General features: G+C 74.9%; 13 protein-coding genes. 9 read left to right on the top strand and 4 right to left on the bottom strand.

Annotated elements, in window-relative coordinates:
• Positions 1 to 5: 5 nt before the first annotated feature.
• Complete coding sequence (locus ABTY20_RS25550) at positions 6 to 1,082, bottom strand: YihY/virulence factor BrkB family protein (protein ID WP_351999386.1); 1,077 nt, start codon at positions 1,080 to 1,082, stop codon at positions 6 to 8.
• A gap of 104 nt (positions 1,083 to 1,186) precedes the next feature.
• Here ABTY20_RS25550 and ABTY20_RS25545 point away from each other — a divergent pair, with 104 nt between their 5' ends.
• Together ABTY20_RS25545 and ABTY20_RS25540 are read left to right on the top strand one after the other, a co-directional pair.
• On the top strand, positions 1,187 to 1,819 hold the full coding sequence (locus ABTY20_RS25545; RefSeq protein WP_351999385.1) for a GNAT family N-acetyltransferase: 633 nt from the start codon (positions 1,187 to 1,189) through the stop codon (positions 1,817 to 1,819).
• 651 nt (positions 1,820 to 2,470) lie between these two features.
• Positions 2,471 to 4,453, top strand: a complete 1,983-nt coding sequence (locus ABTY20_RS25540) for a DUF1996 domain-containing protein (RefSeq protein ID WP_351999409.1) — start codon at positions 2,471 to 2,473, stop codon at positions 4,451 to 4,453.
• Positions 4,454 to 4,856: 403 nt separating this feature from the next.
• Here ABTY20_RS25540 and ABTY20_RS25535 read toward each other — a convergent pair whose 3' ends face one another.
• Complete coding sequence (locus ABTY20_RS25535) at positions 4,857 to 5,870, bottom strand: EamA family transporter (protein ID WP_351999384.1); 1,014 nt, start codon at positions 5,868 to 5,870, stop codon at positions 4,857 to 4,859.
• A gap of 203 nt (positions 5,871 to 6,073) precedes the next feature.
• Here ABTY20_RS25535 and ABTY20_RS25530 point away from each other — a divergent pair, with 203 nt between their 5' ends.
• On the top strand, positions 6,074 to 6,268 hold the full coding sequence (locus tag ABTY20_RS25530) for a hypothetical protein (protein WP_351999383.1): 195 nt from the start codon (positions 6,074 to 6,076) through the stop codon (positions 6,266 to 6,268).
• A gap of 12 nt (positions 6,269 to 6,280) precedes the next feature.
• On the opposite strand, the gene ABTY20_RS25525 is transcribed toward ABTY20_RS25530, so the two are convergent.
• Positions 6,281 to 8,866, bottom strand: a complete 2,586-nt coding sequence (locus ABTY20_RS25525) for a SpoIIE family protein phosphatase (RefSeq protein ID WP_351999382.1) — start codon at positions 8,864 to 8,866, stop codon at positions 6,281 to 6,283.
• A 153-nt stretch (positions 8,867 to 9,019) separates the two neighbouring features.
• Here ABTY20_RS25525 and ABTY20_RS25520 point away from each other — a divergent pair, with 153 nt between their 5' ends.
• Complete coding sequence (locus ABTY20_RS25520; protein ID WP_502991881.1) at positions 9,020 to 9,601, top strand: AMIN-like domain-containing (lipo)protein; 582 nt, start codon at positions 9,020 to 9,022, stop codon at positions 9,599 to 9,601.
• 15 nt (positions 9,602 to 9,616) lie between these two features.
• Here the strand turns inward: ABTY20_RS25520 and ABTY20_RS25515 are convergent, their stop codons facing one another.
• Entirely contained in the window at positions 9,617 to 10,309 is a 693-nt protein-coding gene (locus ABTY20_RS25515) for a GAF and ANTAR domain-containing protein (protein ID WP_351999380.1), read from the bottom strand.
• A 168-nt stretch (positions 10,310 to 10,477) separates the two neighbouring features.
• Here ABTY20_RS25515 and ABTY20_RS25510 point away from each other — a divergent pair, with 168 nt between their 5' ends.
• The 5 genes from ABTY20_RS25510 to ABTY20_RS25490 form a co-directional block, all read left to right on the top strand.
• The gene (locus ABTY20_RS25510; protein WP_502991880.1) at positions 10,478 to 11,284 is read left to right on the top strand and encodes a restriction endonuclease; all 807 of its coding nucleotides are present in this window, start codon (positions 10,478 to 10,480) and stop codon (positions 11,282 to 11,284) included.
• Positions 11,285 to 11,319: 35 nt separating this feature from the next.
• Complete coding sequence (locus ABTY20_RS25505; RefSeq protein WP_351999379.1) at positions 11,320 to 11,586, top strand: hypothetical protein; 267 nt, start codon at positions 11,320 to 11,322, stop codon at positions 11,584 to 11,586.
• An 86-nt stretch (positions 11,587 to 11,672) separates the two neighbouring features.
• Complete coding sequence (locus ABTY20_RS25500; RefSeq protein WP_351999378.1) at positions 11,673 to 12,548, top strand: oxygenase MpaB family protein; 876 nt, start codon at positions 11,673 to 11,675, stop codon at positions 12,546 to 12,548.
• Between the two features lie 164 nt (positions 12,549 to 12,712).
• Positions 12,713 to 13,219, top strand: coding sequence for an SRPBCC family protein (locus tag ABTY20_RS25495; RefSeq protein ID WP_351999377.1), 507 nt, complete (start codon positions 12,713 to 12,715; stop codon positions 13,217 to 13,219).
• Positions 13,212 to 14,744: phytoene desaturase family protein (locus ABTY20_RS25490; protein ID WP_351999376.1), on the top strand; the 1,533-nt coding region annotated here is incomplete at its 3' end. The genes ABTY20_RS25495 and ABTY20_RS25490, both read left to right, overlap by 8 nt.

Raw genomic sequence — 14,744 nt, 5'->3', positions numbered from 1 at the left:
CGCCGTCAGGTCTCGTCCATGCGCCGCCGGTCCTGCTCGTCCCAGGCCCGGGTGTCGCGCGGCTGCGTGTAGGGCTCCGCCTCGGGCGGAAGGCCCCCGGCGATGGCCCGCTGCCGGGCGATCTCCGCGTCGAACTCCAGTCCCAGCAGAATGGCCAGATTGGTGATCCACAGCCAGATCAGGAACACGATGACACCGGCCATCGTGCCGTACGTCTTGTTGTACGACCCGAAGTTGGCGACGTAGAGGGCGAATCCGGCGGAGGCGACCAACCAGATCACCAGGGCCAGGAAGCTGCCCGGAGTGATCCACCGGAACCCCTTGACCTTGGCGTTCGGAGCCGCCCAGTACAGCAGCGCGATCATGATGACGACCAGGAGGACCAGCACCGGCCACTTGGCGATCGACCACACGGTCAGCGCCGTGTCGCCCAGCCCCAGCAGGTCGCCCGCCTGACGGGCGACCGAGCCGGTGAAGACCACGATCAGCGCACTGACCACGGCCATCACCAGCAGCGCGACCGTCACCCCGAGCCGTACCGGCAGCACCTTCCACACCGGGCGTCCCTCGGGCATGTCGTAGACCGCGTTCGCCGAGCGCATGAACGCCGCCACGTAGCCGGACGCCGACCAGACGGCCAGGACCAGACCGACGACCGCCACGACCGACCCGATGCCGGCCCGGCCCTGCAGCTGTTCGACCGCCCGCGTGATGATGTCGCGGGCCGCGCCGGGAGCGGTGAGCTCCCGCAGGTTCTCCAGCACCTTGTCCGTGGTGGACCTGCCGGTCAGGCCCAGCACCGAGACCAGGGCCAGCAGCGCGGGGAACAGCGACAGCACGCCGTAGTACGTCAGGGCGGCGGCCCGGTCGGTGAGTTCGTCGTCCTTGAACTCGCGCAGACTGCCCTTCAGCGCCGCGCCCCACGCCCCTTTGGGCAGCTTGCCCGGCGTGTCCGGCGCCGCGCGTTCCACCTCGTCGCTGGGCCCGGGGCCGTCCGCCGCGTCCGCCCCGCCCGGACGGGGCCCGTCCGTCACGCTCTCATCGGCCTGCCGGCCGTTCCGCCCCGGGATATGCAGCTTCATGCCCCACGGGTAACCAGGGACCGGCGGACTAAGCCGGTGACCCGGGCGCCGACCTGGTCGGAAAAAGGTTGTGGGAGCGCTCCCAGGGGTGAAGGATGCCAGGCATGACCCAGTCCCCCAGGATCCGCCCGTACCGCCGCGAGGACCGGCCGGCCCTCGACGACATCTGCATACGCACCGCGCACAACGGCCAGGACAGCCGTCCGCACTACCGGGACCCCGGCGTCTTCCCCGACACCTTCGCGGCGCCCTACGTCCACCTGGAGCCGGAGCTCGCCTTCGTGCTGGACGACGGCGGCGGCCGGGCGGTCGGCTACATCGTCGGCGCCGCCGACACCGTCGGTTTCGCCCGGGCCTTCCGCGCCGCGTGGCTGCCCCTGGTCGCCGACCGCCACCCCGAGCCGTCCGGGCCGCCGGCCACTCCGGACGAGGCGATCGCCTGGCTGCTGCACCACCCGGAGCGGATGGTCGTCCCGGAACTGGCCGCCTGGCCGGCCCATCTGCACATCGACCTGCTGCCCGACTGGCAGGGGCGCGGTCACGGGCGGCGGCTGATGCGGACCTTCCTCGAGGCGCTGCGGGACAGGGGGGTGCCGGCGGTCCACCTCGTCATGGCGACGGCCAACAAGCCGGCCCGGGCCTTCTACGACCGCATGGGCTTCGAGGAGATCGACGCGCCGATGGACGACTCGGTCGTCTGCCTCGGCCGTACGACACACGACCTCGACGGACTCTGAGGGAGCGGCGCCCGTCCCCGCCGAACGCGCCACTGCCCCCGCGGAAGTGGCGCGCACGCGTGTCGCCGCTCCGCTTCGACCGGAGGACGAGGCACGCGAACGACGACTCCACCGTCCGGCCGCACGACCAAGGCCGGCCGCGGCGCGGACCACGTCCTCGTCCACGTCACCCGGCAGGGCTTCGACCCCACCACCGAGCCGCTGGGCCGGTACGGCCTCCAGCGGGCGGCCCGCACCGGCTCGTACGCGCCAGGCCGGAACCACTCGATCCCGGTGCGCACTTTCCGGTCCCGGCGGCCGTCACGTCGTCCGCACGGTCCGGCAGGCCCCGCACACGGACCAGCCGCACCTGCTGTGCGGTGACGCGGACTTCGGCCGAGGCACCCGAACTTCACCGTTCCCGTCCCGGTTCCCCGCCGGACCCGCGCGGGTCCGGCGGGGAACCGGTGTGCGCGGGGCCGGGTCTGCGGGATTCCGCGAGGAATCCGCGAGGCCCTTGAACACACGGCGGCCCGCCCGCGTATGGGGCGTGGGAATCCTCTGCCCCCGCAACAGAAGCGTAGGAGTACTGTCTTGGCACGCAACACACGCAGACGCCCCAAACAGCGCGCGACCCTCGCCGCGTTCGCCCTGATCCTGGGCGGCGGCGGGATGGCGGCGGCCAACGTCTACGCTTCCGCGACGGAGGAGGGCGGCCGGGCACAGGTCCTCTCGGGCGCCACGATCGACTGCCCGGACGTGGCCACCGAGCTGACGGCGGTGCCCGGGGAGGCGCGGGCGGAGGTGGACCGGGAACTCGCCGGCCTGGACGCGCAGATCGCCGACGCCTACGAACGGCTCGGGGAGTCGGCCGAGGCCCTCCGCCAGGACCCGGGCTTCGCGAGGAACGCGATAGCCGAGCCGCTCGAGGAGAAGCGTTCCGCGGCCCTCGCCCGCATCGCGACCGCCATCGAGCGGGCCGGCGACCGGCCCGAGGGCCTCGAGGAGCTCGCCGCCTGCGCCGTGCGCGAGTCCGGCAACGCCGCGCGGCCGGACGCCGGGCAGGAGGGCGACGACGCCCAGGACGCCGGCGACGAGGACGCCGGCGACGAGGACGGGCAGGCGGGCGACGGAGGCGACGGCCAGGACCGGCAGGGCCGGGACCAGGGCGGCAACGGCGGTCAGGCCGGCAACGGACCCGTCGCCGGCGACTACGTCGACATCAAGAGCGTCCAGCCGGCCGACGCCGCGCCGGAGCAGACGGGCAACGCCTCCCGCGGCACCTTCACCAGCGAGTGCGGCGTCAACGAGAACGGCCTGTTCAACTCGGACAACGTGATCGCCGCCCCGGGGGTCGGCAACGGCGCCCATCACTTCCACGACTACATCGGCAACCAGGCCACCAACGCCTTCTCCAGCGACGAGGACCTGGCGCGGGCGGAGACGAGCTGCGCGGACCAGGGCGACAGGTCGGCGTACTACTGGCCCGTACTGCGGCTGCAGAACGGGACCCGCGAACAGGACGCCGACTCCCCGGGCGGCGGCATCGAGGGCAACGTCGGTGAGATCGTCACGCCCAAGGAGGTCACGCTGACCTTCGTGGGCAACCCGCGGGGCGAGGTCACCGCCATGCCCCGGCTGCTGCGCATCATCACCGGCGACGCCAAGTCGTTCGTCAACGGCCCCGCCAACGCCAACGCGTCCTGGAGCTGCACCGGTTTCGAGGACCGGCAGCTGAAGGACAAGTACCCGCTGTGCCCGCAGGGCAGTGACGTGGTGCGCACGTTCGACTTCCAGAGCTGCTGGGACGGCCGCAACACCGACAGCGCCAACCACCGTACGCACATGGCGTTCACGGACGCCGAGGGCAACTGCCCGGCCGGCTTCAAGCCCGTGCCGCAGCTGGTGCAGCGCATCGTCTACGACGTCGACGCGCCCAGTCTGAACGACGGGGGGAGGACCACGCCGCTGTTCGCGGTGGACTCCTTCCCGGAGCAGCTGCACAAGCCGATCACGGACCACGGCGACTTCATCAACGTCTTCGACGAGGACCTGATGAACGAGGTCGTCGACTGCATCAACAAGGGCCGTACCTGCGGCGCCGGCGACGGCGACGGCGGAGGCGGCGACGAGCCGGGCGAGGAGCCCCAGCAGCCGGAGGAGCCGCAGCAGCCGCAGGAGCCCACGGCGACGCCCGACGACCCGGGCCGGGGCGGCGGCGACCAGGGCGGCGACGCGGACCAGGGCGGCGACGCGGACCAGGGCGGCGACGCGGAGCAGGGCGGCGACGCGGAGCAGGGCGGCGACGGACAGGAGCAGCCGTCGAAGACGCCGGCCGCCGAGAAGCCCGGGAAGGGCGACGGCACCGCCCGGCCCGAGCAGCCCGACGTCAAGGTTTCCACCCCGGCCCAGGCCGCCGGTACCGGTGACCGGGACGGCGACGACAAGGGCGCCGCGGACGAGGGCGGTCAGGCGGCCCGGGCCGCCGAGGTGCCCGGCAGCCTCCCGGAACTCGGGTCCGAGGACGGGACCGGGGCACGGGCCGGCAGCGGCAGCCTCGCCGAGACCGGGGCCCGGCTCTGGCCGGCCGCGCTGGGCGGAGTGCTGGTGATCTTCGGATTCCTCGTCCTGCGGAGCGTGCGGCGCGGGACCTGACCGTCCCGCGGCACATCGACGCGTCGACGACGGCGGGACCCGCCCACGGGTCCCGCCGTCCCGCGTTCGCCTCCCCTCCGCGTCGATGTGCGGCGTGATCCGGTCCAGCCCCTTCGGTGTCCACCAGGCGTGCCGCCCCAGCAGGGTCATCACGGCCGGTACCGGCGGCAGCCGGCCGGCGACGACGTCCCGGAAGCCGGCCCGCGCCGACCGCACGGCTGACGACCCGCGGCACGACCGGGGCGACGATCACGCCGTGCCGTGCGCACCGCTCGCCCGGCCGCCGCGGCACGCCCGCCCCGGTCCTCCTCCCCGCCTCCGCCGCGCCGCGTGCGGAGGGCACGGGCGTGCTCCCCTCCGCCCGCGGCCGGGCGGTTCCCGGCCCTTCCCTCCCGTGGGAAGCTCACGGGATCACCCCGGCATCCCGGCCCGGGCCGTGGGGCGGGGCGGGTTCACCGGTTCGGGGCTCCGGTGACGGCGTCCGGTCCGCCGGCCGGGAGGAGCCGGCCCGCTCGGGCAGGGCGCGCGGCCGGCGCCGTCGTGCGGGCACACCCAGCGCGCCGGACCCCAGGGCGACCCCGACGCCGACCAGGGCACTGCCCGCCGCCTGGGCCGCACCGTAGGAACCGGTGCCGACGAGCGGCGCGGTGCACGCCGCCGCCACCGGGATCAGACCGGAGAACAGGGTGGCCCGCTCGGCGCCGATCCGCTGCATGCCCGTGTACCAGCACACGAAGCCGACGACGGTGACCACCACCGCCTGCCACAGCAGCGCCGCCGTCTCGACCCCGTCCGGGCGGCGCAGCCAGCCGGACCCGTCGAGCAGCATCCCGGCCGCCGCCGACTCGACCGCGGCGACACCGCACACCGCGGCGGACAGCAGGCGGGGACCCAGGGGCCGCAGCACGGGCACGGCCAGTACGGCGAACCCCACCTCCCCGACCAGCGCGCACAGCGAGAAGGCGAGGCCCGCCCCGTCCGTACGCCCCCAGCCCTGCACGGTGAAGGCGCCGACGGCCACCGCCGACGCCCCGTACAGCACCGACCGCCTCGGCCGCCGGCCGTCCAGCAGGGGGACGAGGACGGCGACCACCACGGGCGCGCAGCCCACGAAAACGCCGGGGACCGCCGGCTCCGCGGTCCGCTCCGCGGCCAGGACGGCCAGGTTGAACCCGACCATGCCGACCGCGGCGAGCAGCGCCAGCCGGGCCCACCCGCGGGGTGGGAGCGAGCGCAGTCCCGCGGCGGAGCCCCGGCCGGCCAGGGGGGCCAGCAGCAGACAGGCCAGCGCGTACCGCAGGAACTGACCGCCCGCGTACGGGTAGTCGCCGAGGACGCTGTTGGCGGTGAAGGAGCCTCCGACGAGGACACAGGCGAGCGCGGCGAGCAGGGCCCCGCGCGTGGTGACGGCGTTCATGGCAACGACGCTAGGAAGGACGGCGGTCCGTCGAGGGGTCCACTTGCGCCCCGTCGTCGGGGACCAATCCGCCGGGGAGTCCCGTCCTCGGTGGCCGGCCGGGACGGAAGCCGCGCTTCCGGCCACCGGTGTGTGACACTGGGCGCGAAGGCCGCGGTGCCGTCCGAGGGGGAGCACCGGACGGCCGTGAGAGGGGAGTCGCCGTGGACAAGGGGACGGTGCGCGTACACGAGAACGCGGGCGCGGACGCGGCGGCGGCCGTACGGCACGCCCGTTTCGGACGCCTCCCGGAGCCGGTCCGGGTGGAGGACATGGTCGAGGAGCGTCCGGCCGTCGCGCCGGACCCGGCCCGCAACGCCTTCGACCCGGACGAGTGGCTGGTGCGCTACTGCCTGTGAGGCCGGCGGCGGTCAGCGGGCGGGGCGCCGGCCGTACGCCGTCAGCAGCAGCGCCACGTCGTCCGGGCGCTCCTCGGTCCGGCGGGCCGTTCCGACCAGCCGGTCGGCGAGCTCCTCCACCGAGTCGGTGCGGCTGCGGGCCAGACAGCGAAGGACCACCTCGATGCCCGTCTCGATGTCACCACCGGGCGTCTCGACGAGCCCGTCCGTGTACAGCACGAGGACACTGCCGGGGGCCAGGGTGAGCGCCGTGACCGGGTAGACGGCCTCCGGCTGTACCCCGAGCAGCACGCCACCGGGCAGGTCCAGGCTCTCCGTGTGCCCGTCGGGGTGGCGCAGCAGGGGCGGGGGGTGGCCCGCCCGGACGGCCAGGGCACGGCCGGTGGGCGGATCGAGCTCGATGTAGCAGCAGGTGGCGAAGACGTCCGTCTCCAGCTCCGCCAGCAGCCGGTTGGTGTGGGTGATGACCTCCTGCGGCGGCCGCCCGCTGGCGGCGAAGGCGTGCACCGCGCTGCGCAGCTGCCCCATGACGGCGGCGGCACCGACGCTGTGTCCCTCGACGTCGCCGATGACCAGCGCCACCCCGCGCCCCGTCCTGATCACGTCGTACCAGTCGCCCCCGATGGCCATGCCCTGGGTGCCCGGCAGGTAGCGGCCGGTGGTGAGCAGCCCGTCGATGGCGGGCAACCGGTGCGGGAGCAGTCCCTCCTGCAGCCCCCGCGCCACGGCGGACTCGGCGTCGTACAGCCGGGCCCGCTCCATCGCCTGCGCGGTCAGACCGCCCAGCGCGGTCAGCGCGGTGCGTTCCTCGGGAGTGAACCGGTGCGGCGCGTTCCAGCCGAGGATGCAGGAACCGACCGGGTGGCCGGAGGCGATCAGCGGCAGGAACGCCCAGGCGCTCATCGCGTCCAGGAGGAGCTGGGGGTAGGCCTTGACCAGCGCTTCCGGCGACTCGAAGAAGAGCGGCAGCCGGGTGGTCAGGGCGTGCACCCCGGGCAGGTTCGCGCTGAGCGGCACCCCTTCGAAGTCGTCGAGGAAGTGCTCCGGGTAACCGGACTCCCACAGCAGGTGCATCCGGTTGTCACGGATCGTGTAGAGGGCGATCTCCTGCGCGCCGAACGCGGGCAGCAGCTGCTCGGCGACGGCCAGGCAGACGTCCCTGACGGTGACGGCCTCGGTCAGCACGCTGGCCATCTGCACCACGTGGTAGAGGGCTCCCGCGCGGGCCGTCCCGACCAGCCCCGGCGCCGCGGCGGCGTCCCCGTCGCCCGGGGCCAGGGACCGGCCCGGTTCGGCCCCCGCGGGGGCGCCGGTGGGGAAGACGCGGCCGGTCAGCCCGTGCACCCCGGGGTAGAGCACGAACCCCAGCCAGCCGCCGTCCGGGGCGTGCACCAGGTACGACACCGGTTCCTGCGACAGCATCGCGGCCCGGTAGCGGTCCTCGTAGGCCGGATCGCGCAGCCAGGGGAGCACGTCCCACGGGTAGTGGCCGAGCATGTGCTCCAGGTCGCAGTCCAGCAGTTCCTGGCAGCGGCGGTTGGCGTAGACGATCCGGCCGTCCTGGTCCAGGGAGAACACCCCGTCGGGCAGTCGCTCGGCGGCCTCCGCCGCGGTGACCCCGCCGGCCGCGTCGACGAGGGCGCCCACCAGGAGCCGGGCGCCTCCTCCCGTCCGCACGACGTGGCCCCACAGCTCGACCGGCCGGTAGCGCACCCGCCCGTCGTCCCCGGCCTCCTCCAGCACCCTGAAGCTCCGGCCCCTGATCTGCCCGGTCTCCGCCGCCTCCCGCCGGCCCATCCGCAGTTCGTACAGGTCCTCGGGGGACACCCGCTCCTCGACCTCCGCCATGGTGCCGCCGAACTCCGTCCGGTCGGCGCCCAGCAGGGACAGCGCGTCGTCGTCCCCGGACCACCGGTCGCTGTCCAGGTCCCACTCGATCATGCCGACCGACACGGCCCCGAGGGAGGGGGCGGGCAACTTCACGCCGACCGGCTGGTCGTTGTAGTCGATGCCGTACGCCACGGCGTCCGCGCCCTCCCGGCCGGGCGTCCGGCGGGCGAACCCGGTGAGGCGCTCCTCCATGTCCCGCCCCGCGGCGTGCAACGCCGCCCGCACCGTCCGCTCGTCCACCGGCTCCCGGGCGGCCGACCGCAGGACGGACAGGACGCCCACGGGTTCGCCGCCGACGCGCACCGGGTGGAAGGCGGAACCGAACGAGTACGGCAGCGCGGCGGTGAACTGCGGGAAGCGCAGCATCATGGCCCGCTCGTCCGGCAGCCACATGCTCTCGCTCCTGCGGTACGCCTCGGACATGGGCAGCGCACCGCCCACGGGCACCCGCCACCAGGTCATCAGCAGCGACCGCGGGACGCCGGCCACCACGCACAGCACCAGCGAGCGCCGGTCCGGCGAGCGCAGGTACACCAGTCCACCGTATCCGCCGATGTCCTGGACAGCCGCCACCACGGGCTCCGCGAGCGCGTCCTCGATCCGGTCCGCCGGGTGCGTCGTCCGCGGCCCGTCCGCGGCCTCCCCGGCGCCGCGGCCGGGCACGCCCGCCGGCCGTTCCCCATGCGGTGCGGCGGCTGCATCATCCATGTCGCGTCCTCCCGGTGCGGACGCACGGGACATCCGTTCGCTCCCCACCAGGATGTGCCATGCCGGACGGTCCGGCGCGGTGGAGCCGCAACCTTCGGGTCATCCCGGTCGTCTCACCCGATACCAGAAGGATGCGAGCCCAGGGGGCTGAAAATGCTACAAAAGAGAATGATCTGTGTGACCCTCGCGCTGGTGGGCGCCACGCTGACCACGGCGGCGGTCCCGGCCGTCGCCGCCCCGGCGGTCCCGGCCGCGGCCGCGGCCTGCCCGACCGGCTGGGGCAGCCTGTCCAAGTCCGGCCCCGGCAGCACGGCCACGCCGGTACGGGACATCAGGACCGGGCGGCACGACTGCTACGACCGCATGGTCGTCGACCTGCCCGGCGCCGCGCGCGGCGGCCTCGGCTACTCCGTCCGGTACGTCGACCTCCTCCGCCAGGACGGATCGGGCCGGCCCGTCCCGGTCTCCGGCGGCGCCGTCCTCGAGGTGCGGGTGGCCGCGCCCGCGTACGACCCCGAGAGCGGCGAGCCCACCTACCCGGTGCGCGCCGGAGGCGCCCTGCCGGGCGTCGACCTCACCGGGTACCGCACGTTCCGGGACGCGCGGTTCGCCGGCAGCTTCGAGGGCGAGACCCAGATCGGGCTCGGCACGCGGGCGCGGCTGCCGTTCCGGGTGCTGCAGCTCGACGGCCACCTCGTGGTCGACGTCGCCCACGACTGGACCGGCGGCAGCTGAGCCGCCGCCGGGCGGTCACCGCTCCGGGGCGCCCGTCTCGCAGACCCGGCGCGCCACCTCGCGCAGTTTGGTGTTGGTGCGCTGGGACCGGGTGCGCAGGAGGTCGAAGGCCTGGTCCTCCGTCAGCCGGTGGCGGCCCATCAGGATGCCCATCGCCTCGCCGATCAGATGCCGCGTGGCGATGGCGTCCTGCAGCTGGGCGTCGGTCCTGGCGGTGGAGAAGGCGACCGCCGCGTGGGAGGCCAGCAGCCAGCCGGCCGTCTCGCTGTCCTCGGTGAACGCGCCCGGCTTGTGGGAGTACAGGTCGAGGGCCCCCAGCTCCTCCTCCCGGGTGTACAGCAGGAAGCTCATCATGCTGCCCACCCCGAGCTCCCGGCAGCGCGGCACGAAGGACGTCCAGCGTTCGGGGTCCGCGGTGAAGTCGGGGATCCGGAAGAGGCGTTCGGCCCGGTCGGGCCGGGCCGCGTCGAGGCAGGGCCCTTCGCGCAGACGCTCCTGGAGGCGGTCGCTGTCGACCACGAACTGCGCGGTCGGCGCCAGCGAACTCACCCGGTCCCCCCGCAGGACGAGGATCCCGGAGGCGTCGCAGCCGTCGACGAGCTCCACCGCCTTGCGCGTGATCTGCTCCAGGGTCGAGTCGAGGGTGTGCTCGGCCAGGAGGTCACGCGCCATGGAGGCCATCTGCCGCGCGAAGTCCTGCCAGTCCACCGTCCGCCTCCCTGGGTGCCGCAGTCAGCACACACCGCCCCTACCCCGCGCCGGCGCACGGCACGCCGGTGAACGGCCGGATCCGGGGCAGACGGCGTAAGCGATCTCCGGGAGTCCCGTGGACCCCCGTGCGCACGTCCTGCCGGCCGCGAGAGAGGAGCCACCGGGGTGACCGTGCACCGGCACCGTACACGTCCGAGGCATCACGGGCGTCGCTTCGACCTGCGGGCGACGGCCATGTTCTTCGGCCTGCTCGCCACGGCCCTGATCGTCGCCGGCTTCGCGGTGCGCGCGCTGGCCGGAGTCGTGCAGCGGCGCCCGGTGTGGGCCGTCGTCCTGCTGTGCGTGGCCGTCGCGCTCCTGCTGGCCCACGGACGCAGGCGGCGCCGGCTGTCCGCGGCGAGGATCGCCCGCCGGGCGGGCGAGGCACTGGAACAGGGCACGTCGACGGCGCTCGACGCCCTGGACGCCCCCGCCCCGTCCCCGCTCCCGCCCGCGATCCCCGCACCGGCCGGGGCGTACGACGACACCCTCCCCGCGGTCGTCGCGCCCGTCGCTCAGGGCGTCGGCCACGACGCCCTGAGCCCCGAGGAGTTCGAGGCGGCGATAGCCGGCCTGTGCGCACGGGACGGCTGCACGCGGGTGGAGGTCGTCGGGGGAGCGGGGGACCTGGGCGCCGACGTGACGGGCCTGACCCCCGACGGCCGCCGCCTCGTCGTCCAGTGCAAGCGCTACGGCGAGGACAACAAGGTGGGCTCGCAGGACCTCCAGCGCTTCGGCGGCACCTGCTTCACCGTCCACGAGGCGGACGTCGCCCTCGTCGTCACCACCAGTGACTTCACCGCGCCGGCCGTCGAGTACGCCGAACAGTGCGGCATCGTGTGCGTGAACCGCGACGCCCTGCTCGCCTGGAGCGAGGGACGGGCGCCGGCCCCCTGGGCGGCGGACGCGCCCGCGGGCACGGCGGAGGCGTAGGCCCGGTTGTCAGTGCCGGATGTCACCCTGCCGGTATGGACGAACTGGAGTTCATGCGCGGCAGGGTCTACGGGGCGGACCACGACGATCCGGGCCCGCGCGACGGGCGGTCGTACGTGGAGCTGTCCGGCGGCCCGCTGGACGGCCTGCTGCTGGACGTCACCGACCGCGGCGAGACGGAACTGAGGCACGGCGTCGGTCTGCCCACCGAGATAGGCCGCTACGGCGCGGGCGGACGCGCGCTGTACGCGCCCCGCGACACCGGTGCCCGGGTGTACGACTGGCGGGGCGACGTTCCCTAGCCGCCCGGCCGGGTACGGGGCAGGTGTGACCGTGGACGCCGCCGGGCGTGCGGGGCGCCGGGGCGCGCGGGGAAGTGGAGCGAGCCATGGGACTGCTGGCGGAAGGCGGCTCGGTGCTGCGTGACCGGATCGGCCGGGCGATCTTCTCCCGGGTCGCCGGACCCGACGGCCCGGACAACCGCGCACGCATCCACGGCACGCCCGGCCCGCGCTGGTTCGGACCCGACCGGCCGGTCAGGAGGGTGCACGGGGACGCGTCCATGTTCATCGGCGGACTGTCGGCCCTGCTGCTGCAGTCGCTCCACCCGCTGGCCATGGCCGCCGTCGCCGGGCACTCCGGGTTCCGCGGCGACCCCTGGGGGCGCCTGCAGCGCACCAGCACCTTCCTCGCCGTCACCACGTACGGCACCGCCGACAGCGCCCAGCGGGCCGTCGAGCGGGTGCGGGCGGTCCACGAGACGGTGCGCGGCACCACCGCCGACGGCGAGCGGTACCGGGCGTCCGACCCCCGTCTGCTGTGCTGGGTGCACATCGCCGAGGTCGACATGTTCCTGCGCGCGCACCAGCGCTACGGCGCCCGTCCCCTGGACGGCGAGGGCTGCGACGCGTACGTCGCCGACATGGCGCGGATCGCCACCGCGCTCGGCGTGCCCGACCCGCCGGTCGACCGCGCCGGACTCGCCGAGCGGCTGGCCGCCTACCGCGGCGAGCTGCGCGCCACCCCCGAGGCGCGCTCCACCGCCCGCTTCCTGCTGCTCAACCCGCCCGTCCCGCTGCTCGCCCGGCTGCCGTACGGCGTCCTCGCCGCCAACGCCGTCTCCCTGCTGCCGACCTGGGCCTCCCACGCACTGTGGCTGCCCCGCGTCCCCCCGGCCGAGGGCCTCTGCGTACGTCCCCTGGGCACCGCGGTCACCGCGGGCATCCGCTGGGCCCTGGCCCCCACCCGCGACACGACGACCTGACCGCGGGCGGCCACCGCCGCCGCGCGGGCGCCGGGGCTGCGCGACCCCGCCCCGCCCCGGCGCGGAGCCCCCGGTCGACCCCGGTTGACCCCGGTTGACCCCGGTCAGAAGGGGCACTCAGTGCTGACGCTGACTGACGTCACGCTCGGACACGGGAGGTCGAAGTGGCGGTTCGCCATCATCTGGTCAGAACGAGCCCGCAGTCCGTCTGGGCCGTGCTGGAGGACGGGACCCGGTACGCGGACTGGGTGGTGGGCACCTCCTCGTCGAAACCGGTGCGCGGCCACTGGCCGCAGCTCGGCTCGGCGATCGGCTTCGAGGTGCGGTTCGGGCCCCTGAGCCTGTCCAACGAGACCGTCGTCCGGCGCTGTCTGCCGGGCGAGGTGCTGGAGCTGGAGGCCAAGGCCGGCCCCCTCGGCACGGCCCGCATCGCCATCGAGCTGCGGCCCTGGGGCGACCACTGCCTGGTCATCGTGGACGAGCACCCGCTGAAGGGCGCCGGCGGCACGGTGCACAACGCGGCCGTGGAGGCCCTGATCCAGATCCGCCACCGCGCCATGCTCGCCCGGCTGGCGAGGATCTGTGAGGCCGACGCGGCCGAGGCGGAGCGGCGCCGGTCCCTCGGCCAGGTGGTGACGCCGGCCCCCGGCGGGGGAGGCGCCCGTGCCTGACGCCGTGGTGATCGGGGCCGGCCCCAACGGGCTGGTCGCGGCCAACCTGCTCGCCGACGCCGGCTGGAGCGTCGAGGTGCTGGAGGAGCAGCCGGAGCCCGGCGGGGCCGTGCGCCACGACCGGGGCGTCGACCCCGGGTTCGTCAGTGACCTCTGCAGCTCCTTCTACCCGCTCGCCGCCGCCTCCCCGGTCGTCTCCGGGCTGCACCTGGAGCGTCACGGACTGCGCTGGAGCCACGCCCCGCACGTCGTCGCGCACCCCCTGAGCGACGGCCGGTGCGCGGTCCTCGACCGTCGTGTCGACGTCACCGCCGACTCGCTGGAGGCCTTCGCGCCGGGCGACGGGGACGCCTGGCGCCGCCTGCACGACATGTGGGAGCGCCTCCGGCCGGATCTCCTGGACGCCCTGTTCACCCCCTTCCCGCCCGTCCGCTCCGGGATCCGGCTGGCCGTCGGACTGCGCGGCACGGGTGGGCTGCGCATGGCGCGCACCCTGGTCCTGCCGGTGCGCCGCATGGCGGAGGAGGAGTTCCGGGGCGAGGGCGGGGGGCTGCTGCTGGCCGGGAACGCGCTCCACGCCGACCTGGCCCCGGAGGCCGCGGGCAGCGGCGGCTTCGGCTGGCTGATGACGATGCTCGGACAGACGTACGGATTCCCGGTGCCGGCCGGTGGCGCCGGAGCCCTCACCGAGGCCCTGGCACGCCGCCTCGAGACGCGCGGCGGGGTGCTGCGCTGCGGCAGGCGCGTCGACCGGATCCTGGTGCGTGACGGCCGGGCGACGGGGGTGCGCACGGCCGACGGCGAGACGTTCGCGGCCGGCCGCGCCGTCCTCGCGGACGTCGCCGTGCCCGCCCTGTACCGCGAACTCCTCGGCCCCGAGGACGTCCCCGCCCAGCTCCGGTCCGACCTGCGGCGCTTCCAGTGGGACTTCGCCACCTTCAAGGTCGACTGGGCGCTGGACGGCCCGGTGCCCTGGAACTGCGAGCAGGCCGCGGGCGCCGGGACCGTCCACCTCGCCGACGGCATCGACGAACTCACCCGCTTCGCCGCCCAGCTCGCCACCGGCACCGTCCCCGACCGCCCCTTCTGCCTGTTCGGCCAGATGACGACCTCCGACCCGTCGCGCTCCCCGCGGGGCACCGAGTCCGCGTGGGCGTACACCCACGTGCCCCACGACATCACCGGCGACGCGGGCGGGGACGCGCTCACCGGCACGTGGGACGCCGGGGAGCAGGAACGCATGGCCGACCGCGTGGAGCGCCAGGTGGAGCGCTTCGCCCCCGGCTTCCGCTCCAGGATCCGGGCCCGGCGCATCCTCGCCCCGCCCGCCCTCCAGTCCCTCGACCGGAACCTGCACGGCGGCGCCATCAACGGCGGCACCACGGCCATGCACCAGCAGCTGTTCTTCCGCCCGGTCCCCGGCACCGGACGTCCCGAGACCCACGTCAAGGGCCTGTACCTGGCGTCCGCCGGCGCCCACCCGGGCGGCGGCGTGCACGGCGCGCCGGGCGCCAACGCCGCACGG

This window comes from Streptomyces sp. NPDC126497 (assembly GCF_040302425.1).
In the GTDB taxonomy this organism is placed as follows: domain Bacteria; phylum Actinomycetota; class Actinomycetes; order Streptomycetales; family Streptomycetaceae; genus Streptomyces.
This window is presented reverse-complemented; position numbering and strand designations above follow the sequence as displayed.

Coding starts and splice junctions, on each gene's coding strand:
- ABTY20_RS25500 (WP_351999378.1), top strand. CDS start 11,673: ATGGGACTGCTGGCGGAAGGCGGCTCGGTGCTGCGTGACCGGATCGGC.
- ABTY20_RS25545 (WP_351999385.1), top strand. CDS start 1,187: ATGACCCAGTCCCCCAGGATCCGCCCGTACCGCCGCGAGGACCGGCCG.
- ABTY20_RS25540 (WP_351999409.1), top strand. CDS start 2,471: ATGGCGGCGGCCAACGTCTACGCTTCCGCGACGGAGGAGGGCGGCCGG.
- ABTY20_RS25535 (WP_351999384.1), bottom strand. CDS start 5,870: ATGAACGCCGTCACCACGCGCGGGGCCCTGCTCGCCGCGCTCGCCTGT.
- ABTY20_RS25550 (WP_351999386.1), bottom strand. CDS start 1,082: ATGAAGCTGCATATCCCGGGGCGGAACGGCCGGCAGGCCGATGAGAGC.
- ABTY20_RS25505 (WP_351999379.1), top strand. CDS start 11,320: ATGGACGAACTGGAGTTCATGCGCGGCAGGGTCTACGGGGCGGACCAC.
- ABTY20_RS25525 (WP_351999382.1), bottom strand. CDS start 8,866: ATGGATGATGCAGCCGCCGCACCGCATGGGGAACGGCCGGCGGGCGTG.
- ABTY20_RS25520 (WP_502991881.1), top strand. CDS start 9,020: ATGCTACAAAAGAGAATGATCTGTGTGACCCTCGCGCTGGTGGGCGCC.